General features: G+C 71.7%; 18 protein-coding genes. 10 read left to right on the forward strand and 8 right to left on the reverse strand.

Annotation, left to right across the window (positions count from 1 at the left end):
* Positions 1 to 42: 42 nt before the first annotated feature.
* Entirely contained in the window at positions 43 to 894 is an 852-nt protein-coding gene (locus ACTRO_RS19985; protein WP_051451097.1) for a 2-phosphosulfolactate phosphatase, read from the reverse strand.
* A 129-nt stretch (positions 895 to 1,023) separates the two neighbouring features.
* Positions 1,024 to 2,748: an FAD-dependent oxidoreductase gene (locus tag ACTRO_RS19990; protein ID WP_063628038.1), complete on the reverse strand. Its 1,725-nt coding sequence runs from the start codon at positions 2,746 to 2,748 to the stop codon at positions 1,024 to 1,026.
* A 136-nt stretch (positions 2,749 to 2,884) separates the two neighbouring features.
* Here ACTRO_RS19990 and ACTRO_RS19995 point away from each other — a divergent pair, with 136 nt between their 5' ends.
* Positions 2,885 to 3,331: a hypothetical protein gene (locus ACTRO_RS19995; protein ID WP_034265184.1), complete on the forward strand. Its 447-nt coding sequence runs from the start codon at positions 2,885 to 2,887 to the stop codon at positions 3,329 to 3,331.
* Positions 3,332 to 3,356: 25 nt separating this feature from the next.
* Here ACTRO_RS19995 and ACTRO_RS20000 read toward each other — a convergent pair whose 3' ends face one another.
* Positions 3,357 to 4,331: an LLM class F420-dependent oxidoreductase gene (locus ACTRO_RS20000; RefSeq protein ID WP_051451098.1), complete on the reverse strand. Its 975-nt coding sequence runs from the start codon at positions 4,329 to 4,331 to the stop codon at positions 3,357 to 3,359.
* A 202-nt stretch (positions 4,332 to 4,533) separates the two neighbouring features.
* Between ACTRO_RS20000 and ACTRO_RS20005 the strand changes: the two genes are divergently transcribed.
* Both ACTRO_RS20005 and ACTRO_RS20010 read left to right on the forward strand, forming a co-directional pair.
* Positions 4,534 to 6,144 carry a Rieske 2Fe-2S domain-containing protein gene (locus tag ACTRO_RS20005; RefSeq protein WP_051451099.1) on the forward strand — a complete coding sequence of 537 codons (1,611 nt, stop codon included), beginning with the start codon at positions 4,534 to 4,536 and terminating at the stop codon, positions 6,142 to 6,144.
* A gap of 55 nt (positions 6,145 to 6,199) precedes the next feature.
* Positions 6,200 to 8,323, forward strand: a complete 2,124-nt coding sequence (locus ACTRO_RS20010; protein ID WP_034265186.1) for a DUF5919 domain-containing protein — start codon at positions 6,200 to 6,202, stop codon at positions 8,321 to 8,323.
* A gap of 30 nt (positions 8,324 to 8,353) precedes the next feature.
* Here the strand turns inward: ACTRO_RS20010 and ACTRO_RS20015 are convergent, their stop codons facing one another.
* Complete coding sequence (locus tag ACTRO_RS20015) at positions 8,354 to 9,232, reverse strand: sigma-70 family RNA polymerase sigma factor (RefSeq protein WP_034265187.1); 879 nt, start codon at positions 9,230 to 9,232, stop codon at positions 8,354 to 8,356.
* 104 nt (positions 9,233 to 9,336) lie between these two features.
* Between ACTRO_RS20015 and ACTRO_RS20020 the strand changes: the two genes are divergently transcribed.
* The gene (locus ACTRO_RS20020; RefSeq protein ID WP_034265188.1) at positions 9,337 to 10,113 is read left to right on the forward strand and encodes an SDR family oxidoreductase; all 777 of its coding nucleotides are present in this window, start codon (positions 9,337 to 9,339) and stop codon (positions 10,111 to 10,113) included.
* A gap of 110 nt (positions 10,114 to 10,223) precedes the next feature.
* On the opposite strand, the gene ACTRO_RS20025 is transcribed toward ACTRO_RS20020, so the two are convergent.
* Together ACTRO_RS20025 and ACTRO_RS20030 are read right to left on the reverse strand one after the other, a co-directional pair.
* The gene (locus ACTRO_RS20025) at positions 10,224 to 11,297 is read right to left on the reverse strand and encodes an alpha-ketoacid dehydrogenase subunit beta (protein WP_084316407.1); all 1,074 of its coding nucleotides are present in this window, start codon (positions 11,295 to 11,297) and stop codon (positions 10,224 to 10,226) included.
* Positions 11,294 to 12,433 carry a thiamine pyrophosphate-dependent dehydrogenase E1 component subunit alpha gene (locus ACTRO_RS20030; RefSeq protein ID WP_034265189.1) on the reverse strand — a complete coding sequence of 380 codons (1,140 nt, stop codon included), beginning with the start codon at positions 12,431 to 12,433 and terminating at the stop codon, positions 11,294 to 11,296. Before ACTRO_RS20030 ends, ACTRO_RS20025 begins: the two co-directional genes overlap by 4 nt.
* Before the next feature lie 494 nt (positions 12,434 to 12,927).
* On the opposite strand from ACTRO_RS20030, the gene ACTRO_RS20035 reads away from it, so the two are divergent.
* Positions 12,928 to 15,015 carry an LCP family protein gene (locus ACTRO_RS20035; RefSeq protein WP_051451100.1) on the forward strand — a complete coding sequence of 696 codons (2,088 nt, stop codon included), beginning with the start codon at positions 12,928 to 12,930 and terminating at the stop codon, positions 15,013 to 15,015.
* Between the two features lie 34 nt (positions 15,016 to 15,049).
* On the opposite strand, the gene ACTRO_RS20040 is transcribed toward ACTRO_RS20035, so the two are convergent.
* Positions 15,050 to 15,643 (reverse strand): TetR/AcrR family transcriptional regulator, encoded by a 594-nt coding sequence (locus tag ACTRO_RS20040; protein WP_034265190.1) that lies wholly within the window; start codon positions 15,641 to 15,643, stop codon positions 15,050 to 15,052.
* A 94-nt stretch (positions 15,644 to 15,737) separates the two neighbouring features.
* Between ACTRO_RS20040 and paaN the strand changes: the two genes are divergently transcribed.
* The 3 genes from paaN to ACTRO_RS20055 all read left to right on the forward strand — a co-directional run bounded on the left by paaN (position 15,738) and on the right by ACTRO_RS20055 (position 18,626).
* On the forward strand, positions 15,738 to 17,411 hold the full coding sequence (gene paaN / locus ACTRO_RS20045; RefSeq protein ID WP_034265191.1) for a phenylacetic acid degradation protein PaaN: 1,674 nt from the start codon (positions 15,738 to 15,740) through the stop codon (positions 17,409 to 17,411).
* Between the two features lie 72 nt (positions 17,412 to 17,483).
* A complete protein-coding gene (locus ACTRO_RS20050) occupies positions 17,484 to 18,074 on the forward strand; it encodes a DUF2087 domain-containing protein (RefSeq protein ID WP_034265192.1) in 591 nt (196 codons plus the stop codon).
* A gap of 75 nt (positions 18,075 to 18,149) precedes the next feature.
* Positions 18,150 to 18,626: a DUF2231 domain-containing protein gene (locus ACTRO_RS20055; protein WP_034265193.1), complete on the forward strand. Its 477-nt coding sequence runs from the start codon at positions 18,150 to 18,152 to the stop codon at positions 18,624 to 18,626.
* A gap of 122 nt (positions 18,627 to 18,748) precedes the next feature.
* On the opposite strand, the gene ACTRO_RS20060 is transcribed toward ACTRO_RS20055, so the two are convergent.
* Positions 18,749 to 19,039 (reverse strand): hypothetical protein, encoded by a 291-nt coding sequence (locus ACTRO_RS20060; protein WP_034265194.1) that lies wholly within the window; start codon positions 19,037 to 19,039, stop codon positions 18,749 to 18,751.
* Between the two features lie 455 nt (positions 19,040 to 19,494).
* Here ACTRO_RS20060 and ACTRO_RS20065 point away from each other — a divergent pair, with 455 nt between their 5' ends.
* Together ACTRO_RS20065 and ACTRO_RS20070 are read left to right on the forward strand one after the other, a co-directional pair.
* Positions 19,495 to 20,556 carry a C40 family peptidase gene (locus ACTRO_RS20065; RefSeq protein ID WP_084316408.1) on the forward strand — a complete coding sequence of 354 codons (1,062 nt, stop codon included), beginning with the start codon at positions 19,495 to 19,497 and terminating at the stop codon, positions 20,554 to 20,556.
* 416 nt (positions 20,557 to 20,972) lie between these two features.
* On the forward strand, positions 20,973 to 21,680 hold the full coding sequence (locus ACTRO_RS20070; protein WP_034265195.1) for a (Fe-S)-binding protein: 708 nt from the start codon (positions 20,973 to 20,975) through the stop codon (positions 21,678 to 21,680).
* Positions 21,681 to 21,711: the final 31 nt, after the last annotated feature.

Genomic DNA, 21,711 nt, shown 5'->3' on the forward strand with positions numbered 1-21,711 from the left:
CCCCGGCGAGAAGCCGAGCCCGGCAAGCGGACTGAGACCGCGTCAGCCGCTCGACGCGGTCTGGCCGACGAACACCCGCCGGCTCTGCTCGCCGGGCATCCGCGTCGGCACCTTCTCGTCCGCGTCCACGCACAGCGCGAGATCGACGTCGGCGGCGAAGCCGCGGGCCCTCAGCTCCCGGGCGGAGAGGCATTCGGCCAGGTCCTCGAGCACGCGGCCGGTCTCCCAGAGCCGGGCCGCGAGGCGCGCCTCGGCGGAGAGCGAGTAGCCGAAGTCGGCCAGCCGGGCGCAGATCGAGCCGGCGCCGGCCCAGTCCTCCACGGCCGGACGCCGGCCGACGGTGCCGGGCACGGCGGAGCTCCAGCGCTCCCCGCAGGCCACCAGCGTCACCCGGCCGGCCAGGGTGGTGCCCATGTACTCGCCGATGAGCCGCGAGCACGCGGTGGCGTTGCGCGGGCCGCCGATGAGCACGGCGGGGGCGGTGGACGCGGCTTGCACCGCGGCCGCGCCGTCGGGCGAGGTGAACACGACCCGCTGCCCTGGTTCGGCGGTGGTCAGGCTGGCCGGGGAGAGCGAGAGCCGGCCGGGTTCGGCCCGGCGCTCCCGGCTGAGCGAGCGAGCGCCGAGCAGGACCGCGGCCTGGGCCGGCCCGCCCATCTCCTCGATCTCGGCGCCGCTGTAGACCAGGCAGGTCATCTCCCGGGCGACCGCGATGGACATGGCCGTGGACAGCGAGAGCACGTCCACCACGACCACCACGTCGCCGCGCCGGGCGGCCAGTTCCGCGCCTTTCGGCCCCCATTCCACGTGCACCGAGCTGTCCGGCCACGGGTCGAACCCGTCCGCCGCGGCCGGCGTCCAGCCGGGCACCGCCCGCGGATCCGCCTCGCCCATTCGCATCCCTCCCTCGCCCGGCCCGGTCCAGCCCGGTTCCGCCGCTCCAGCCCCCGCTCCCGGCCGCCCGCCCGCGCACACGCCCCCAGCGCCCGCGTCCGACCGGCGAGCCACATCGTAGTCCCGGAATCAGGGCTCTTCTGACGCCTCGTCAGTCGGCGAGAGCGTGGCGAGGTACCGGCCGACGCCGGCCACCGCGACCGAGCCCTGGCCGATGGCCGAGCTGATCCGCTTGACCGTCCCGGCCCGCACGTCGCCGGCCGCGAACACGCCGGGGACGGAGGTCTCGGCCAGCAGCGGCGGCCGCTCCTCCGGCCACGAGCCGGGCAGCAGCTCGGGGCGCCGGCCGATCTCCACGTCGGTCAGCACGAAGCCGAACTCGTCGACGGCCACCACGTCGCGCAGCCAGTCCGAGCAGGGGACCGTGCCGAGCATGACGTAGAGGCTCGACGCGGAGACGGCCTCGGTCCGGTCGCTGGGGATGTCGAGCAGCACCACCTTGTCGAGCCGGCCGTATCCGCGCACCTCGCCGACCTCGCTATTGGAGACTACGCGGATCCGGGGGTGCTTGAGCACCCGGTCGGCGAGATCCTCGCGTACAGACGCGGAATGGAGGGAAGATTCGCGCACAACGAGCACGACCGACCTGGCGTGCTCGGCGAACTCCAGCGCCCCGCGCGCGGCCGCTTCGCCGGATCCGGCCACCACCACGTCCTCGCCGCCCACGAGCTTGGTCTCGGGCTTCGTGTAGCCGTAGTAGACGCCCGCGTTGATCAGGTCCTCGACCCCGGGCGCGTCCAACCGCCGCCAGGTCATGCCGGTGGCGACGAGCACGGACCGGCCGACCACTGCGGATCCGTCGCCGAGCAGTACCCGGTGCGCGCCGGACCTCGGCAGCAGGCCCGTGGCGACCTTGCCGCTGGACCAGTGCACGCCTAGGCGCTTGGCCTGGGCCAGTGCGCGGTGGGCGAAGTCGGCTCCGGTCAGACCGGCCGGGTAGCCGAGGTGGTCCTGCAGGTGGACGCTGCCGGAGGCCTGGCCGCCGGGGCAGTCGTCCTCGATGATGGCCACGGTCAGGCCGTCGCAGGCGGCCGCGACAGCCGCGGACAGGCCGGCCGGGCCGCCGCCGACGACCACCAGGTCGTAGCTCGACCGGGTGGCCGGCTCCGTCATGCCGAGGGCCTCAGCCAGTTGCGCGATGGAGGGGTCGTACAGGGCTCGGCCGTCGTCGAGCAGCACGGTGGTGGGGGCCGGGTTGGGCAGGTTCAGCTCCCGGGCCATGGCCATGGCCTCCGGGTCGTCGGACAGGTCGAACCAGGTGAAGGGCACCAGCGAGCGCGTCAGGTAGTCCTTGACGATGTAGGAGGTGGCCGAGTACCGGTGGCCGAGCACGGTCACCCCGATGCCGGAGGCGCCGGCGTGCGCCTCCCAGTCGGTGAGCAGGTCGTCGACGAGCGGGAAGAGCCGGTCGGCCAAGGGGTCGGCGGGCAGCATCACGTAGCGGTCGACCTGGGTCTGGGTGATCGCCTGCACGGTCGCGTCGGCGTCGGCGGGCCGGGCCATCACGATCCGGCGGGTGGTCGGCGAGGCCGCCTTGATATGGCCGAACAGGTCGACCGCGGAGCCGTCCGGCAGCCGCAGCAGGCTCACCACCAGGGCGATCGGGGTGCCCAGGGACAGGGCGTGGGCGAGCACGTCGGAGGCTTCGCGCAGGCCGGCCGCGGCCAGCACCCGGTACTGCGCGGCGAGGTGCCCCCGCAGGTACTCGACGAGTTCATCGCGTTCCACCGCTTCGTCGTGGACGACGAGCACCATGGGCGCGGCGGCGGAGAAGTTCGGCAGGTCCGCATCCATGCTCCCAAGCTATGCCGGGCGGGGCGGGGTCGCCTTTCGGGGCGAATCGTCGCCCGTCGGGGGTTGCGTACGCGGGCGACGGGCACGATCCAGTTGGCTCTCGGTCGGAGAGCGGTCGCGGTGAGGGGCGAAGAGGGTGGAATCGACGGCGTTGACCGACACCGCGGCCACGGGGCTGATTCTCGGGGGCGGGGCACTCGGCTGCGGGCTGCTCGTGCTGGGGCTGACCGTGCTCGCGCTGCGGCGCGGGGCGCGGGAGGAGCAGCGGGCGCAGGCTGCGCAGAAGGTGGCGGCGGGCGCCGTCAGACAGGGCGGCGAGCAGCCGACGCGCGCGCCGCGTACCGGCCGGACCGGTCGGGCGGGACGCGGCGGCCGCTCGCGGTCGAGGGCAGAGCTCGGACACGATCCTTATCCACAGCAGCCGTACTCGTCACAGGAGCCGAAGACGCACCAGCCGTACTCGAGGCCGTACAAGGTGCCGCGACAGGAACAGCACGGCAGCACGAACGGGCATCGGCCGCCCGACGCGAACGGCACCGGGCTTCCCACGACCCCTTACACGCCGCCCGATGACGAGAGCTGACATCTGCGTGCGAGCACTGAAACGTTCATGGTGCCCCCGGCGCCAGCGCCTCCAGCGTCTCCACCCGGTCCGGCACCAGGATCACGTCGTCCACGCCGACCGCACGGAACTCCCCGAGCACCGCCCGGATCGCCGCGACGTCGCCGACCGCGGCCACCGAGCCGAGCAGGTCGGCCGGGGCGGCCGCCACCACCGAGCGCACGTGCGCGCCCGAACGGGCCAACCGGACCACCTCGCCGAACCCGGCCTCGCTGAACATCCCGCTGAAGCCGGCCGAGCGCAGGTACGGCACCACGTCGCGCACCAGGGACCGGATGCCCTCCGGGTCCGGCTCGATCGCGACCGGCAGCCACAGGGCTATTCGGGGCGGCGCGGCGCGCCCGGCCCGCTCGGCCGCCGCCTGGACCCGGGCCCGCAGCCGGGAGACGTGCTCGACCGTGCCGATGGGCAGGACGAGGCGGTCCGCCCGCACGGCGGCAACCTCGGTCAGCTCGGGTCCGAACGCCAGCACCGACAGCTGCCCGGCAGAGGGCGCGAGGGTGGACTCGTACCCGTGCGTACGCACCAATGCGCCGGAGAATTCCACCTTCTCGCCGGCCAACAGGCCGCGCAGCGCCTGGGCCGACTCGGCCACCACGGTCACACCGTCGGCCCGCGAACGGCCGTGCCAGTCCTCCACCACGGTCGTGGTGGAGGCGGCGAGGGCCACACCGACGCTCCGGCCGGTGAGATCCGCCACGCTGGCCACGCCTCGGGCGGTGGTCACCGGGTCGCGCACGGCCGCGGGCAGCGGGCCGAGGCAGAGCCGGGCCGGCCCCGGGCCGAGCGACGCGCCGAGGGCGAAGGCGTCGTGGCCGGTCGCCTCGCCGATCATGATCTCGTCGAAGCCCAGCCGGTCGGCCGCTCCGGCCAGCGCCGCCGCGGCCGCCGGATCGCCGTCGGCGCGCGCGCCCACCAGCACGCCGAGGGCTCCCGCCTCGTCCGCACGCTCTGTCTGCATCGGCGCCGTGCCGTCCTCCCCAGGCCGTGGATCACCGCCTGCATCTCGATCGGTATGGCCGAAACCGTACCGGCTCGCACGCTCGGGACGAAAGGACCGCGGTCTTCCGCGATAAGTTGGGAGGGCGCGCACGGCGCGCCGGAGCGCCATCGGGCGAAGTGAAGAAACCGGGCGAAGTAAGAATCTGCACAAGGAGCGAGCAGTGCGTATCACGTCGATCGGCCACGCCGGCCTGTTCATCGAGTCGGCCGCCGGGTCCATCGTGTGCGACCCGTGGTTCACCCCGGCCTACTTCGGCTCCTGGGTGCCCTTCCCCGACAACACCGTGCTCGACCCTGAGCCGATCGGCGCGGCCGACTACCTCTACGTCTCCCACCTGCACCGGGACCACTTCGACCCGGACTGGCTCGGCCGGCACATGAACAAGGACGCCACCGTCCTGCTGCCGGATTTCGCGGTGCCGGACCTGCGCGAGGCGCTCGAGGGCCTCGGCTTCCACAGCTTCGTGCAGACTCGCAACAACGAGGCGGTCACGCTCGAGAGCGGCCTGCGGGTGCTGATCAACGCGCTGGTCTCGCCGACCGACGGGCCGCTGGGCGACTCCGGCCTGGCGGTGGACGACGGGCAGGTGCGCATCTACAACCAGAACGACTCGCGGCCGACCGAGGCGGGGGCGATCGAGGAGTTCGGCCCGCTGCACGGCCACTTCCTGCAGTACTCGGGCGCCATCTGGTACCCGATGGTCTACGACTTCAACGACCGGATGAAGCACACGGTCGGCTCCCGCAAGCGCCGCAACGGCATGGCCCGGGCGCTGAAGTACATCGAGCAGTACAAGGCCGAGCACGTCTTCCCGTTCGCCGGGCCGCCCTGCTTCCTGGACGACGAGCTGTGGGAGTTCAACGACTTCGACCGGGACGAGGCGAACGTCTTCCCGGACCAGTTCGTCTTCCTCGACTACCTGCGCGAGCAGGGCTTCGAGAAGGGCCACCTGTTCCTGACCGGCACCACGGTGGAGCTGACCGGGGACGGCGAGGCCAAGGTCGAGCAGATCCCGGACGCCGAGGTGGCCCGGATCCGGGACGACCGGCGCGGCTACCTGACCGACTACAAGCAGAAGGTCCAGCCGACCATCGACGCGATCCTGGGCGCGCTGCCGCAGGACCGCTCCGACCTCGTCGGCCAGCTGCAGGACTGGGTCGAGCCGCTGATGGAGACGGCCGAGTACACCTGCGCCGGCCTGAACGGGCGGATCCTGCTGGAGGTCGAGGCCGTGGACGGCGGCCCGGACGAGCAGATCGTGTTCGACTTCCTGGAGCGCAAGATCAAGCCGTACGCCGAGGAGGAGGTGCGTTACTCCTTCCGGGCTAAGCGTCCGCTGATCGAGCACCTGGTGCGCGAGCGGGTGCCGGACTGGGTCAACGAGCTGTTCCTCTCCTGCCGGTTCCAGGCTTCGCGCAAGGGCCCGTTCAACGAGTACGTGTACTCCTTCTTCAAGTCGCTCTCGGTCGAGCACATGACCTTCGTCGAGGGCTACTACGCCGAGTCGACCGGCGTGGAGGACTACGCGCTGGCCGACGGGCACGTGGTGCAGCGGCACTGCCCGCACCTGAAGGCGGACCTGACCCGGTTCGGCTCCGTCCGCGACGGGGTGCTCACCTGCGCCCTGCACGGCTGGGAGTTCGACCTCGCCGACGGCGGGTGCCTGACCAGCGACGACCGGCGGCTGGTGACCAGGCCGGCCGCGGACGACGGGGCGGACGACCATTACCCGCGCATCCCCTCGGACGCGGAGGTCCGACCGGCCGTCTGACACGTCCTCGGCGCACCGGGGCAGGCCCGGGCGGGACTCGGCGAGAGGAACACGCTTGGCCACCCTGGGCTGGATGATCCGCCTCGGCCGCTGGTACACCCGCAAACCGAAGCTGGTCGGCTTCAGCGCCCTGGTGGTGCTGATCCTGGTGCTGGCCGGGGCGAGCGTGGCCACCGGCTTCACCCACGGCTTCCTGCCCAACCTGCTGCTGAACGCGGCCGGGGACATGCTCGGCGGCATGGTCATCCTGCTGATGATCGAGCCGATCGTCTCCCGGGCCGCGGTGCAGATCCGCCAGCACCCGCACCTGGACTTCCGGCTCTTCGCCCGGCGGATCCCGCTGGCGGAGCGGGAGATCCTGGTGCTCGACACCTACAGCGGGCTGTTCGACGCGGTCAACGGCCAGCGTGCGGTCGACCGGCTGCGCGACGCGGCCCGGCGCGGGGTGAAGGTCAAGATCCTGCTGATGAGCCCGACCACCGACGCTTCCCGGCTGCGCCAGGAGCAGCTGGCCGCCGCCAATCCGGGGCTGCAGATCGACGCGCTCCTGCACGGCAACATCTCGCTGCTCTCGCGGTTGGAGAACGAGCTGCGGGGCCGCGGGTACGAGCCGGAGGCGGACTTCGCCGCGAGGGCCGCGATCGGTTCGTTCGACGCCGGGGCCGAAGAGTCGGTCGAACGCGAGCTAGCCGAGCGTGACACCGGCGAGCAGATGGCGCTGATCACCCAGGCGCTGGACGAGGACTCGCTGGAGGAGCACGTCCCGCTGAGTCAGGCCTCGATCCCGGCACCGCGGGGCGGGCAGCAGACGGCCTCGACGGCGGACGCGGCCGGCAACTTCGAGTTCCGCCTCTACGCCGTGGCCGCGCCGTTCACCCTCTACGCCCGGGACGAGACGCTGCTGTTCGCCCTGCTGCCCGCTTATCAGCAGGCGCATGACGCGCCGCAGCTGGAGATCAGCCGCGGTTCGCAGACCGGCATGCAGATCATCGAGACGTTCAACGAGCTCTGGCGCGAGGCACGGGAAGTACGGCACCTGGCTCCGATCCGACTGTCCGACGATCCGAACGCCCGGCCGCTGCTCGTGCGCAACGTCATCGTGAACGCGAACACTTATTACGTCTCCAACCGCATCAACGCCGCGCTCGAGACGCACCCGGATCAGCACTTCTGGCCGGGGCAGAGCGGCGGCGAGGCGTGCGAGGCCGAGGTCGTCGCGCGCGGGTCGACGCTGGACGATCTGCTCGACTACGCCTATCAGCGCAAGTACGGCCGTGAGCTGCCGGCCTCGGGCCCCGACTTCGTGGTGATGCGCCCCGCGCTTCGCGGCGCCGTGCCTCGAGACCGGACGGTCGAGTTCGACCGCCTGCCGCTCAGTCAGATCCTGGGCTGGCTCGCCGAAGCGCGGCGCAGCGTGCGGATCCTGGACACCAGCTCCATCCTGATAGGGCAGGACGGCGACGAGGCCGAGGCCAGAGCGTTCGTCGCGGCGGCGTTGCGTGCCTTGGCGAACGGCGCGACCGTACGGATCCTGCTGCTCGCCCCGACTACCTCCGCAGCGCTCGAACGCGCGCAGGAGATCCGCGACCCGGGCTTCGATCGGATGGTGGAGCGCAACATCCAGCGGCTGCGTTATCTGACCGCGCAGCTGCCCGACCACGGCATCGAGCCGGAGCGCCTGCAAGTGCGCTTGTACGATCAGCTGCCGGTGATCAGCGTGCACCAGATCGACGACCGCGTGATGGCCGGATTCCTGCCCTACCGCAGGCGTTCCTCGCTCACCTCGCAGTACGAGTCGCAGCGCCACTCGGACCTCGGCGAGTATGCCGTCGACCAGTTCCAGCGGCTGTGGGTGCGGGCCAGGCCGCTGTCCGGGCTGCGCTACGTCACGCTGTGGACCTCGTCGGCCGAGCCGGGCGTCCGGCTGCTGGTGCGCGCGTGGCGGGTGGACCGGCTCTGGTACATGGCTTCGGCGCGCGTGGAGGACCTGATCGAGCGGGCCGCGCCGGCCGGGCGGGGCGCGGTGCGGGCGATGATCGAGGACACGCCGCAGGGCGCCTTCCGGCTCTCCGAACCGCTCGAGCCCGCCGGGCACCGGGCGGTGTGGGACGAGTTCGCCCGCATCTATTCGTCCTCGGATCCGGGCGTCGCGGTCAGGGCACTGCTGGCCGATCGCTGACGGCCGATCAGTGACGGCCGTCGCGGCGGCTCAGCCCTCGAGCGTCGCGATCTCCAGCGCGCGCAACCGCTCCGGCGCGGCGATCACGTCGATCTCGCGGATGCCGTCCGCGCCGACGGTGAACCGCATGACCACGGCCAAGCGGCCGAACGGCGCCATCACCAGCGCCGGAGTGCCCTCGATGAGCGCGATCCCGGTCGCCTGGGCGCGTTCCACCGCACCCATCGCGCTGCGGGCGACGGCGAGCGCGCCCTGCAGAGTGAGCGGCACGGGCGAGGGGACGACGCATTCGTCGGCGTAGAGGACGACGTCCGGGTCGAGCAGGGTCAGCAAGGCCTCGAAGTCGCCCGAGCGGGTGGCGGCAAGGTACGCGTCCACGGCTCGGCGGGCCCGCGCGGCGTCCGGCGTGGGCGCGGGCAGACCGCGGACACGGCGTCGGGCCCGGCTGGCGAGCTGGCGCACGGCCGCCGTCGAGCGCTCCATCATCGGCGCCATGTCGTCGAAGGGGACCTCGAAGAGGTCGTGCAGCACGAACGCGACGCGCTCGGCCGGGCTGAGCTTGTCCAGCACGACCAGCAGTGCCAGCCCCACCTCCTCCGCCAACTCCGCCTCGCCCTCCGGCGCGGGCTCGCCCGCGACGACCGTCAGCGGCCGATCGACGGTCTCCAGCGGATCCTCGCGGCGGGTCTGCCGGGCCCGCAACAGGTTCAGGCAGATCCTGGTGACGACGGTGGTGAGCCAGCCGGCAACGTTTTCAACGGGTTCATCGCCGGCCCGGTCGAAGCGCAGCCAGGCCTCCTGCACGGCGTCCTCGGCTTCCGCCGACGAGCCGAGCATCCGGCCGGCCAGGGCTCGCAACCTGGGCCTTTGCTCCTCGAAGCAGTCGATCGCGCGCTCGCTGAGATTCATCGGAAAAAACTCCTCACCGCCATGTCACACTTCCGACCGCTGCCGGGTCGTACTGGCAAGAGCCCCAAAGCTAGCGGGTTCCCATCCATCTAGGAGACAAGTCGATGACTCAGATGACCTTGGTGACCGGCGGTACTGGCACGCTCGGCGCCCACTTCGTTCCGCTGCTTCGGGCCGCCGGCTCCGAGGTGCGGGTGCTGACCCGGCACGCTCGGCCCAGCGAAGACGGAGTGCAGTACGTGGCCTGCGACCTGCTGGCCGAGGACGACGCGCCGCTGCGCGCGGCGCTGGACGGCGTGGACGTGGTCGTGCACCTGGCCGGCGGGCCGAAGGGCGACGACGTGGCCACCGCCCACCTCGTACGCGCCGCGGCCGCGGCGAAGATCCGCCACCTCGTGCTGATCTCCGTGATCGGCGCCGACGTCGTGCCGATCGGGTACTTCCAGCGCAAGCTGACCTCCGAACAGGTGGTCGAGAGGTCCGGCGTCCCGTACACCATCCTGCGCGCGGCCCAGTTCCATGACCTGGCCCTGTTCACCGCGCAGAAGATGGCGAAGCTGCCGGTGCTCCCGGCGCCGGGCGGCGCGCGGTGGCAGCCGGTGGATTCCCGCGACGTCGCGGCCCGCCTGGTCGAGCTGACGCTGGGCGAGCCGGCCGGAATGGTGGCCGACATGGCCGGCCCGAGCGTCTACCCGCTCGACGGGCTGGTCCGCGACTACCTGCGGGCCAGCGGCAAGCGTCGGCCGCGGCTCCCGATCCACGTGCCCGGCAAGGCGGGCAAGGTCTACCGGTCCGGTCGCAACCTGACCCTGTCCGGCGCCACCCTCGGCACGCGGACCTGGGAGGAGTTCCTGGCAGAGCATGTCAGCGCAAAGGGCTGAGCCGCCGCATGAGCAAGGTGCGGCCCCCTCCGCGGAGGCGGGCCGCGCGGCGCCGAAGTTTCCGGTGCTTCGACGCCGCGCAGCTCGGCGCCGGCCGAGGCCGGGCCGTTCTAGGCCGCCAACGCCCGGTCCACCGCGTCGAGCACGCGGTCGGCGTCCGGCAGGTGCCAGTGCTCGTACTTCGGCGGCGGGTACGGGATGTCCAGTCCGGCCACCCGGGCCACCGGCGCTTCGAGCTGGTAGAAGCACTTCTCCGAGATCCGCGCGGCGAGTTCGGCGCCGAAGCCGGCGAAGCCCGTGGCCTCGTGCACCACGATCGCGCGGCGGGTGCGCCCGACGGTGCGCAGGATCGCCTCCTCGTCCAGCGGCACCAGGCTGCGCAGGTCGAGGACCTCGAGCTCGATCCCTTCCTTCGCGGCCTGATCCGCCGCGGCCAGGCACACCGGCACGGTCTGGCCGTAGCAGACCAGCGTCGCGTCCCGGCCCTCGCGGCGCACCGCGGCGGTGCCGATCGGGCCGGTGGTCACCGGCAGTTCGAGCGCGGCCTTCGACCAGTAGAGCCGCTTGGGCTCGAAGAAGATCACCGGGTCCGGCGAGTCGATCGCCTGACGCAGCATGCTGTACGCGTCGGCGACGGTCGCGGGGGTGAGCACATGCAGGCCCGGGGTGTGCGCGAAGTACGTCTCGGAGCTGTCGCTGTGGTGCTCCACGCCGCCGATCCCGCCGCCGTAGGGGATGCGCACGACCACCGGCATGGCCACGTCGCCGCGGGTACGGTTGCGCATCTTCGCCAGATGGCTGATCACCTGCTCGAGCGCGGGATAGGCGAAGGCGTCGAACTGCATCTCGACGACGGGCTTGAACCCGTAGACGGCCATGCCGATCGCCGTGCCCAGTATCGAGGCCTCGGCCAGCGGCGTGTCGAAGCAGCGCTGCTCGCCGAACCGCTGCATCAGCCCGTCCGTCACCCGGAACACGCCGCCGAGCGCGCCGACGTCCTCGCCGAACATCACCACGCGCTCGTCCGCGGCCATCGCGTCGGCCAACGCGGTGTTGACCGCCTTGGCCAGCGTGACGGTCGACTGAGCCGGCTTCTTCGGCGCGCCTCCCGCCTTGGCGCCGGCCGCCGAGTCGGAGTTCACTGCCTTCACCGTGCGGGCGGCGCTGGTCGCGGTGGCGGTCATCGGTTCTGCTCCGTTCCGGTCCCACGCTCGGCCCGCAGCAGCTCGCGCTGTTCGAGCAGCTGGCTGGTGGGGTTCGCGTAGACGTGCTCGAACAGCTCGTCCGAGTCGTATGCGGGCTCCTCGGCGAACTGGGCGCGCATCCGAGCCGTGTACGCCGCGTTCTCCTCGTCGATCTCGGCCTCGATCACGGCGTCGAGCGCGCCGAGTGCGGTCAGGTAGGTGGCCAGCCGCTGGATCGGGTCGCGGCCGCGCCAGTGCTCGACCTCGTCGGACTGCCGGTAGCGAGCCGCGTCGTCGGCGTTGGTGTGGGCCTGCATCCGGTAGGTGATGGCCTCGACCAGGGTCGGGCCGCCGCCCTCGCGCGCCCGGCGCATGGCCGCGTCCAGCACGGTGTTGAGCGCGATCAGGTCGTTGCCGTCCACGCGCACGCCCGGCATGCCGTAGCCGCCGGCCTTGTCCGCCAGCGAGGCCGCGCGGGTCTGCTTGCTCAGCGGCACCGAGATCGCGTACTGGTTGTTCTGCACCAGGAAGACCACCGGAGCCTGGTACACGGCGGCACTGTTGAGCGCCTCGTGGAAGTCGCCCTCGCTGGTGGCTCCGTCACCGAGGAGACACATCGCCACCACCGGGTCGCCGGCCAGCTTCGCCGCGAGGCCCAAGCCGACCGCATGGGGGCCTTGCGTGGCGAGCGGCGTGCACTGCGGCATGGTGTGCCAGGCCTTGGGGTCGTAGCCGCAGTGCCAGGTGCCGCGCAACAGAGTCAACGCGTCGCCGGCCGGGATGCCGCGCAGCACCAGCGTGGCCGAGTCGCGGTACGTCGGCAGCAGCCAGTCCTCCACCCGCAGCGCGTGGACCGCGGCGACCTGGCACGCTTCCTGGCCGCGACAGGCCGGGTAGACGGCGAGGCGGCCCTGCATCACCAGGTTCGTCGCCTCGGTGTCGAACGCGCGGGCGAAACGCAGCGCCCGGTAGCCGCGCAGCAGCGCGGCCGGGTCCAGGATCTCGCGGGCCGGACGCAGGCCGCCTTCGACAGGGGCGCCGTGCTCGTCCAGGTAGCGCAGGGGCTGACTGTCCCAGGACGGTTCCGCGGTCGCGGAGCCCGATCTCGGCGAGGCGGTCAGGTCCAGCAGCGTCATGGGATCTCCATCTGCTGTTCCGGCAGGGCCGGCGGTCGGCCGTACCTACCGAACCTTCGGTCGGTTGCGTACCCCCAGTCTGGACGCGACCCGGGTCGGTTGTCCATAGAGTGGACACCCGGTCGAGGCCGCCGCCGAACGCCTCCGCATTCCCGTACGCGGGCGACCGGTGGCCGGTCGGCAGCTCGAGGGCCGCTCTACCGATGGTGGTGACCTTCGGCGGCATCGGCAACCGGGCGCGGCCGGGGCTCCCGGCGACCGCCCGATCGGCGCACCCGGGCCGGACGGGGGCGATGGCCATTTCGTCCGAATCATCCCACGATCGCAGCTTTCGCTGCTCATTATGCTGACAAACCCGCATGAGCGGGGTCATTCTGCCGGTGGGGTGGCGCGATCGAGGCATCACAGCGGCTGGATTCGCAACCGGATCGGCGCCGATAGGGTCTGGGATTACCAGAGAAGTCATTCGAAACGGCGAGAAGGTTCGGTGGGCCATGAGCGACGGGCGAAACTGGTACCCGGGTTCCGACGACCCGCGGTACGACCCGTACGCGCAGCCCCAGGCTCCGCAGGGTCCGCCGCCGCAGCAGCGGCGCCAGCCCTATCCGCAGCAGCCGCAGCAGCCGCAGGGCGGCCAGTCCGCGCAGGGGTACCGCCCGCCGGGCCAGCAGGGCCAGCCGGGCCAGGCCCCGGGCCGCGGCCAGGCGCCGTCCCGCTACGACCGGCCCGGTGACCCGTACGCTCCGCCGCCGCGCCGGGCGCAGCAGCCGCCGCAGCAGCAGCGGCCCTCGCGCCACGACGCGCCCGCGGACCCGTACGCCCCGCCGCCGCGCCGCCAGTCCGCCGACGTCTGGCAGGCGCCGGACGGCCGGGGCGAGCCGCAGGACGAGCCGCCCGCCCGGCGCCGCCGCAGCGGCGCCGGCTCCGGTCCGGGCCGGCAGACCGACGGCCCCAGCGGTCCCGGCCACGTCAACGCGGACGTCGACCTCGACGATCTCGACCCGGACGGCCGGGCCCAACGCGGCTGGGAGCGGGAGAAGTCGCGCGTGAAGCGGCCGCAGACGCGGGCGCGGCAGGCGACCAAGTGGGGCATCATCAGCCTGACCCTGGTCATACTCGCCGGCGCCGGTTTCGGCGGCTACGTCTACATGACCACGTTCGGCACCATCAAGAGCACTCCGCTGACGCCGGACAACTTCACCCAGGCGCCGCTGATCCCGGACAAGTACGGCAACACGCCTCTGAACATCCTGCTGATCGGCTCGGACACCCGCGACACCGCCGGCGACTGCTCGCTCGGCAGCGACTGCGGTGCGGGCGCCAACGCCGACTCCGAGATGGTCCTGCACATCTCGGCCGAGCGGAACAACGCGACGATCCTCTCGATACCCCGCGACACCATGGCCATGCTGCCGAACTGCGCCCAGGACAAGTCCGGCAAGACCACGGTAACCGGCACACACAGCACCTACCAGATAAACTCCGCGCTGCAGAAGGGCCCGGAGTGCCAGGTGGCCGCGGTCAGCTATCTGACCGGGATCCACCTGACCGGCTACATCATGTTCGACTTCAGCGGCATCGTGACCATGTCCGACGCCCTCGGCGGCGTGCCGGTCTGCGTCACGCACGCGGTGAACGACAAGAACTCCGGCCTTCAACTCCCCGCCGGCACCAGCGTCGTCAAGGGCAAGCAGGCGCTGCAGTTCCTGCGCACCCGCGACTCCTTCTTCGACGGCTCGGACCTCGGCCGCGAGATGGCCACGCACTACTTCCTGTCGCAGATGATCGCCAGCCTGCGCAAGAGCATGAACTTCACCAACATCAGCACCTTGATCAACATCGGCCAGGCCGCGGCCAAGGCGACCACGATCAGCACCAGCCTCGCCGGCCTGACGAACCTGGAGAGCCTGATCCAGAGCCTGAACAAGGTGCCCAGCAAGAACATCGCGATGATGACGATGCCCAACCAGGTCGAGGGCTCCCGGGTCGTGCCCACAGCCTCGGCGCAGGGGGTGTTCAAGAGCATCGAGAACGACGTCTCGTTCACCAACACCTCGACGAAGGCCTCGTCCGGCTCCACGCCCACCCCGACGACCGCGGCCACCTCGGCGCCGGACACCAGCTCCGTGGCCAAGTCGCAGGTGCCGGTGCACGTCTACAACGCCGACGGGGTGGCCGGGCGGGCCGGCACCATCACCTCCGCGCTGACCTCGGCCGGGTTCTCCCAGGCGGCGTCCAAGGGCAACGCCCAAGAGGTGAGCGCCAGCCTGGTCTACTACGCCGAGACCGGCGAGAAGCTGGGCGCCGAGGCGGTCGCCGAGACACTGGGCCTGCCGATGAGCCAGGTGCAGCAGAACTCGAGCTTCCCCGGCGTGAGCGTGTTCATCGGCACCGACTTCGAGTCCGGCAGCAAGTTCAAGCCGCTGATCAACGTCACCAGCACCGAGCCCAAGGCCGACACCAGCGGAGCCGCGTCCGCGCCGGCCGAGGCGAGCGAATCCTTCGCCACCGATTCCAGCACCGAGTGCATACCGTGGTTCTCCGGCAGCGGCGGGGGCACGCTCAAGATAGTCCAGGAGTAGCCGGGCCGGGACGGCCCGGCCGGCCCGCGCGGACTCAGCCGCGCGGGCGCAGGCCGTCGAGCACGAGCGAGCCCAGCGCGTCGGCGACGGTCTCGCCGGAGACCGGGCCGTCCGGCCGGTACCACTCGGCCACCGAGTTGACCAGGCCGAACACCAGCCGCGCGGTCAGCCGCGGGTCCACGTCCGCGCGCAGGTCGCCGTCGGCGACGGCGGCCGCGGCCAGTTCGGCCACCCGGTGGTCGAACTCGCGCCGGCGCTCCAGCGCGTCCCGCTCGGCCTCGGTGTTCCCGCGCACCCGCAGCAGCAGCGTCACGTACGGCAGGTTGCGCACCAACTCGAGGCAGGTGCGGCGGACCACGTAGGCGAAGCGGTCCACCGGTGCGCCCTGCAGCGCCCCCGGCTCGTCCAGGGCGGCGAAGAGCCCGTCCAGCGCGCGCGTGACGGCGAGCCGGAGCAGCTCCTCCTTGCCCGCCACGTGGTGGTAGATCGAAGACTTCGTGATTCCGGCGGCCTTGGCCAACTCCTCCATCGAGGTGCCGTCGTAGCCGCGGACGTTGAACACGTCCACCGCCACCGCCAGCAGCGATTCAGGGGTGTGCCGGTCCGCTCGCCTGGCCGCTGCGGGCATGCTCGCTCCTCCTGGTCGCCGAGTCCCTCTTCGATCCTACCGAACGGTCGGTTAGTCTGGCTGTGAACCCGCAGCCTTCTTCAGGAGCGCGCAGATGAACGCCACCGTCGCCGACCTCATCGCCAAGCACCGCCCCACCTTGGACGCCGCCCTGGGCGCGATCCGGTCCCGTGAGTACTACACCCGATTCCCGGACAGCCCCAAGGCCTACCCGGCGCAGGCGCAGGACGAAGCGCTGGCCGAGTTCCAGGCGCGCCGCGGCCGGCTGTGGTCCTGGGGCCAGACCGGCGCCGACGGCACGAAGGTGGGCGGCGAGCGCTCCCCCTACGGCTTCGACCTCGAATACACCTACGACCACATGGACCCCGACGTGCTGCTGCCCGCGATGGGCGCGGCCATCCCGGCCTGGCGCGACGCCGGGGCCGAGGCCCGCGCCGCCGTGTGCATCGAGATTCTGACCCGGCTCAACGCCCGCACGTACGCCATGGCCTTCGCCGCCATGCACACCACCGGCCAGGCCTTCATGATGGCCTTTCAGGCGGCCGGCCCGAACGCCCAGGACCGCGGTCTGGAGGCGGTCGCGTACGGCTTCTCCGCGCTCAACGCCCACCCGGACCGGGCGGTGTGGGAGAAGCCGGGCAAGGGCGAGCCGGTGCGGCTGGCCAAGAAGTGGGTCGCCGCGCCCCGCGGGATCGCGCTCGTCGTGGGCTGCAACACCTTCCCGACCTGGAACGGCTACCCGGGCCTGTTCGCCTCGCTGGTGACCGGGAACGCCGTGGTGGTCAAGCCGCATCCGCGGGCGGTCGCGCCGCTGGCCCTGACCGTCGAAACCGCCCGCGAGGTGCTGGCCGAGGCGGGCTTCGACGCGGACCTGGTCGCGCTGGCGCCGGAGGCCGAGGGCGAGCCCCTGGCCAAGACCCTGGCGCTTCGCCCCGAGGTGAGGATCGTCGACTTCACCGGTTCCAACGAGTTCGGGGACTGGCTCGAGCAGAACGCGCGTCAGGCGCAGGTCTACACCGAGAAGGCCGGGATCAACACCGTCATCGTGGACTCCTTCCGCGCCGAGGAGTATCCCGCCGCGCTCGGCCACCTGGCCTTCTCGCTCTCGCTCTACACCGCGCAGATGTGCACCTCGCCGCAGAACCTGCTCGTGCCGCGGGACGGGATCCGGGTCGGCGACGAGGTCAAGTCGCCGGAGGAGTTCGCCGCCGACCTCGGGAAGGCGATGGACCGGCTGCTGGGCGACGACGCGCGGGCCAACGCGATCCTCGGCGCCGTGGTCAACCCGTTCGTCCTGGACCGGCTCGAGCGGGCCGCCGAGGTGGGCAAGACCGTGCTGGCCTCGCGCGCGGTGCCGCACCCGGAGTTTCCGGACGCGACCGTACGCACCCCGCTGATCGCCGCCGTGGACGCGATGGACGCGGAGGTCTACACGCACGAATGGTTCGGCCCGATCTCCTTCGTCATCACCACCGACTCCACCCTCGACTCGATCGCGGTGTACCGGGACACGGTCAAGGCGCACGGCGCGCTGACCGCGGCCGTCTACTCCACCTCGGAGGACGTGCTGGACGCGGCCGAGGAGGCGACCTGGGAGGCCGGGGCGAACCTCTCGATCAACCTGACCGGGCCGGTGTACGTCAACCAGTCCGCCGCGTTCTCCGACTACCACGGCACCGGCGCCAACCCGGCGGCCAACGCCACCTACGCCGACCACGCCTTCGTGGCCGGGCGCTTCCGGTTCATCCAGTCCCGCCGGCCCGCGTAAGGCCAGCCCAGAAGGTCGGGCGCCGGAAAATCCCCGGCGCCCGGCGAGCGGCCTCGATTAGGCTCGCCGGTTATGAACGAGAACGAACAAACCCAGCCGGCGCCCGACCCGCGTCAACTCGTCGCCATGCTCGCGGACACCGCGAAACTGCGCGTGTTCGCCGCCCTGGCGCTGGCCGAGCCGAAGACCGCGACGAGCGCCGAGCTGGCCGAGGCCACCGGCCTGACGGCGCGTGAGGTGCTCAAGGCCCTGGCCGGCCTGGAGACGGCCGGTCTGGCGGCCGGCCCGGAGTCCTGGCGCGCGACCCCGGCGACCTTCCGCACCAGCCTGGAGGAGTTCAACCGCAAGCGCGAGGAGCGCCTGAGCCGTACCTTCCACACGTCCGAGCCGGAGAAGGTCTCCGTGCTGCTCTCCGTGTTCGACGACGAGCGCCGGCTGACCAAGCTGCCGGAGCTCAAGAACCAGGAACGCCTGCTGACCGTGCTCGAGGAACTGGCCCAATCCTTCGAGCCGGGTGTGCGCTACCCAGAGGCCGAGGTGAATCTCACGCTGTCCGGTTTTCATCCGGATTTCGCCGCGCTGCGGCGCTACCTCGTCGACAGCGCGCTGCTCAGCCGGGGTGACGGCTATTACTGGCGCTCCGGCGGCACCGTGGATGTGTGAACCCGGAAGCGGCGGCGTACGTTGTTGACGCTTGAATGGTGAGATTACCGTCAGACGTCAGCCAGAGGACCCTCAATGCCGTATTCCGTATTCGGACTTCCCTCGCACATCCTGATCATCCACATCGCGGTGGTCGGCATCCCGGCCGCGTGCCTGGCGGTGCTGGCCGTCGCGGTCCGGCCGGCCTGGCGGCGCAAGTACGGCCTGGCCGCGGCGATCCTGGCGGTGCTGATGATCCCGGTGACGTATCTGACCCAGCTCGCCGGCGAGCAGCTCTACAACCACAACTTCAACTTCGCCGACAGCCCGGCGGCCCAGCACAAGGAGCTGGGCTCGACGCTGGTGTGGTTCGTGGTCGCGGTCGCCGTGATGGCCGTCGCGCTGGTGCTGGCGGAGCGGATGGGCTACGCCGACCACCACGCGGCCATGGTCGTGATCGCCGCCCTGGCCATCGGGGCGAGCGCGATCTGCCTGGTCCGGGTGGTGCAGGTGGGCGACTCCGGCGCGCGGGCGGCCTGGGGCGGGACGGTCAAGTCCAGCAGCTCCCAGTAGCCGGCGCCCGGTACGACCCGACGCGGGGCGGGTCGTGGCGGTCGTCGGCTGTCGGTCGGCGGTCGCCGGTCGTGGCGGGGGAGGATTCCGGCGGGTCGTTCGCGAAAGTCGCGGGCCCGCCTTCAGGCGACGACGCCCTCGACCGTCACCGGGCCGTCCGGCCAGCGGCGTACGGCGACGCGGTCGCCGGGCTTGGGCCACAGCCGCCCGGCCGAGCGGGCGCGGGCCGCGGCGAGCAGCAGGCTCGCGCCATAGGTGGCGCTGGCCGAGCCGAGCTCGGTCAGCACGAGGGCGCCGACCAGATCGCAGGTCATTATTCGCCCCGGCAGCAGTCCCGGGGCCAGCCGGGCGAGTTCCGCCTTCTCCGGCTCGCTCCAGCCCAGGCCGTCGTCCACGGCCTCGGTCCGCGGCACCCGGTCGATCAGTCGGCGCGCCCGCGGTCGGCAGGGTCGGCAGCACGGCACAGGGCTTGGCGCGGGGTCTGCCGTGGAAACCGCGTGTGCCGACATGGGAGCCTCCGTGGTGCTGGTATGGACGAGCGTGTCAAATATCCCGCTCAGGGGCTGAGCGTACGGTTTGTCTTACTGAATCGAAGATTCTAGGCGCCCACCGCAGCGCTGTCGCCAAGTTTTTAGCCGAGGACGGCCGTTTCGGCCAGTCGGGACCCGGACCGGGCGCGCCGTACCCCGATCGTGTCGAGAGAAACGGGCAAGTATCACCGTATCGCCGCGGCGAGGGTAAAGTTCCGGTAAAGCGGCGCTCACCGAGCGCGTCCGGACGCTCACGCCTGGCATAGCGTGGTCGGCGCGCCGGTCGCCCGGGGACTCCCAGCGATCGTCGCCCCGTCGTCCTTCAGGAGCGATCCACGATGATGACCGCAGCGGCCTCGACCACGCCCGCACGCGTGCCAGGCCCCCGGCGCCACCGCAAGCCGTCCCCGCTCAGGGGCGTGTGCACGCTGACCTCCGGCGCGGTCGCGGCGGTGGGCGTGGCGGCCTGGGTGCCGGGTACCGCCCACGCGGCCGACCAGCACGACATCGCCACCCAGGTGCGCAGCCTGCGGGCCGAGGCGGAGACGGCCACCCAGCAGTACGACGCGGCCACCCAGGCCATGGCCCGGCTGCAGCAGCAGATCAACGGCCTGCAGTCGCAGACCGCGCTGGCCCAGGCCGCGGTGCAGCGCTACGCCGCGTCGCTCGGCCGGATCGCCGCCGCGCAGTACCGGGGCATCGGCGTGGACCCGACGCTGCAGCTGCTCTTCGCCGAGCAGCCCGACCAGTTCCTCCAGCGCGCCACGACGATGAACAACGTCGCCCGCGGCCAGAGCGAGGCGCTGCAGGCCGCATACCAGGCGCAGCAGCAGCTGGAGCAGTTCCGCGCCCAGGCGGGCGCCGACACGGCCATGGCGGCGCAGGAGGAGCAGGACGCGGCCGCGGCCAAGGGCCGGATCCTGGCCGAGTACCAGCAGGCGCAGATACTGCTGCACGAGCTCTCGCGGGCGGAGCAGCAGGCGCTGAGCGACTCGGGCGTGACGCCGGCGCAGATCGAGGGCCTGCCGCTGGTCACCGGCCGCGCGGCCGCGGCGATCGCCTTCGCCGAGTCCAAGCTCGGCCTCTGGTACGAGTGGGGCGGCACCGGCGATCCGAGCTACGACTGCTCGGGCCTGGTCCAGGCGGCGTGGCGGGCCGGAGGCGTGCAGCTGCCCCGGGTGACCTGGGATCAGCTGACGGTGGGTGTGCCGGTGCAGCCGGAGGAGCAGGACCTGCGCCCCGGCGACCTGATCTTCTACCTCGGCGGCGAGCACGTGGCGATGTACGTGGGCAACGGCCTCGTCATCCACGCCCCGACCACCGGGCAGCGGATCCAGTACGGCAGGTGGGACATGATGCCGATCACCGCCGTCCGCCGGGTGCTGCCGCAGGAGGGGTAGCCCGCTGTAGGTTCTCAAGATTCGCAGGCGGATCTCAAGATTCTTTGTCACTTCTCAGGCTCAGGCCCAGGCTTCAGGACGCCAAAGTCAGGACTCTGGTCCATCTCCCCCTGACCGGCCCACAGATACCAGCCGCACGTGGCACGTCGCACCCTCGCCGGCCAGTCGCAGCCGGTGGACGGGCCACACGCCGGCTCCGACGTCGCGGGCGACTCCGACCTTGGTTCCGCCGCCCGGCGGCGTCCACGGCGCCTGGTGCTCTGCGCACAGCCGCTGCTGAGCAGGCTGTCTGATTCCCCCTTATTCCTGCGCTTTCGTTCCCTCCATCGACGCCTCTTGCGCACAGAGCCTGGATTCCGCTCGGAGCGCGGCAGTAGCATCGAGGTCACCGAAGTCCTCCGATGATTAGAGCCGCGATGCGTATTGCCTTGTTCGTCACCTGCGTCAACGACGTGGCGTTCCCAAGCACTGGGATCGCCACTGTCCGCCTGCTGGAACGGCTCGGGGTCGAGGTCGCCTTCCCCGAGGCGCAGACCTGCTGCGGACAGATGCAGTACAACACCGGTTATCCGGCCGAAGCCGCCCAGCCTGCGGCCAAATTCGCCCGCGACTTCGCCGGATACGACGCGGTGGTGGTCCCCTCCGGCTCCTGCGGCGCCTTCATCCGGGACGTGCATCCGAAGCTGGTCGAAGGCGCGGTGCCCCCGGTGTACGAGCTGACCGAGTACCTCCTCGACGTCCTCGGCGTGGAGCAGGTGGGCGCTTACTTCCCGCACAAGGTCGCCTATCATCCGACCTGTCACTCCTCGCGGCTGCTCAAGGTGGGCGACCGGCCGACCCGGTTGCTGCGCGCGGTCGAGGGCCTGGAGCTGGTGGAGCTGCCGGGGGCGGCAGAGTGCTGCGGGTTCGGCGGCACGTTCTCGGTGAAGAACCCCGACGTCTCCGCGGCCATGGGCGCGGACAAGGTGACGCACGCGGTGGAGAGCGGCGCCGAGTATCTGGTGGCCGCCGACAACTCCTGCCTGATGCACATCGGCGGCACGGCCCGGCGCTCCGCCGCCCCGCTCAAGACGATCCACCTGGCCGAGATCCTCGCCTCAACCGTGGAGAAGGTGCTGGCATGAGCGAGCTTGCGAGCTCATCATCGGGCACAGC

Source organism: Actinospica robiniae DSM 44927 (genome assembly GCF_000504285.1).
Taxonomy (GTDB): Bacteria; Actinomycetota; Actinomycetes; order Streptomycetales; family Catenulisporaceae; genus Actinospica; species Actinospica robiniae.

Excerpts from the sequence above, each read along its gene's own strand:
- paaN (WP_034265191.1), top strand. The coding sequence starts at position 15,738 with ATGAACGCCACCGTCGCCGACCTCATCGCCAAGCACCGCCCCACCTTG.
- ACTRO_RS20040 (WP_034265190.1), bottom strand. The coding sequence starts at position 15,643 with ATGCCCGCAGCGGCCAGGCGAGCGGACCGGCACACCCCTGAATCGCTG.
- ACTRO_RS20015 (WP_034265187.1), bottom strand. The coding sequence starts at position 9,232 with ATGAATCTCAGCGAGCGCGCGATCGACTGCTTCGAGGAGCAAAGGCCC.
- ACTRO_RS20000 (WP_051451098.1), bottom strand. The coding sequence starts at position 4,331 with ATGCAGACAGAGCGTGCGGACGAGGCGGGAGCCCTCGGCGTGCTGGTG.
- ACTRO_RS19985 (WP_051451097.1), bottom strand. The coding sequence starts at position 894 with ATGGGCGAGGCGGATCCGCGGGCGGTGCCCGGCTGGACGCCGGCCGCG.
- ACTRO_RS20050 (WP_034265192.1), top strand. The coding sequence starts at position 17,484 with ATGAACGAGAACGAACAAACCCAGCCGGCGCCCGACCCGCGTCAACTC.
- ACTRO_RS20035 (WP_051451100.1), top strand. The coding sequence starts at position 12,928 with ATGAGCGACGGGCGAAACTGGTACCCGGGTTCCGACGACCCGCGGTAC.
- ACTRO_RS20020 (WP_034265188.1), top strand. The coding sequence starts at position 9,337 with ATGACTCAGATGACCTTGGTGACCGGCGGTACTGGCACGCTCGGCGCC.
- ACTRO_RS20065 (WP_084316408.1), top strand. The coding sequence starts at position 19,495 with ATGATGACCGCAGCGGCCTCGACCACGCCCGCACGCGTGCCAGGCCCC.
- ACTRO_RS20055 (WP_034265193.1), top strand. The coding sequence starts at position 18,150 with ATGCCGTATTCCGTATTCGGACTTCCCTCGCACATCCTGATCATCCAC.
- ACTRO_RS20025 (WP_084316407.1), bottom strand. The coding sequence starts at position 11,297 with ATGACCGCCACCGCGACCAGCGCCGCCCGCACGGTGAAGGCAGTGAAC.
- ACTRO_RS20030 (WP_034265189.1), bottom strand. The coding sequence starts at position 12,433 with ATGACGCTGCTGGACCTGACCGCCTCGCCGAGATCGGGCTCCGCGACC.
- ACTRO_RS20070 (WP_034265195.1), top strand. The coding sequence starts at position 20,973 with ATGCGTATTGCCTTGTTCGTCACCTGCGTCAACGACGTGGCGTTCCCA.
- ACTRO_RS19990 (WP_063628038.1), bottom strand. The coding sequence starts at position 2,748 with ATGGATGCGGACCTGCCGAACTTCTCCGCCGCCGCGCCCATGGTGCTC.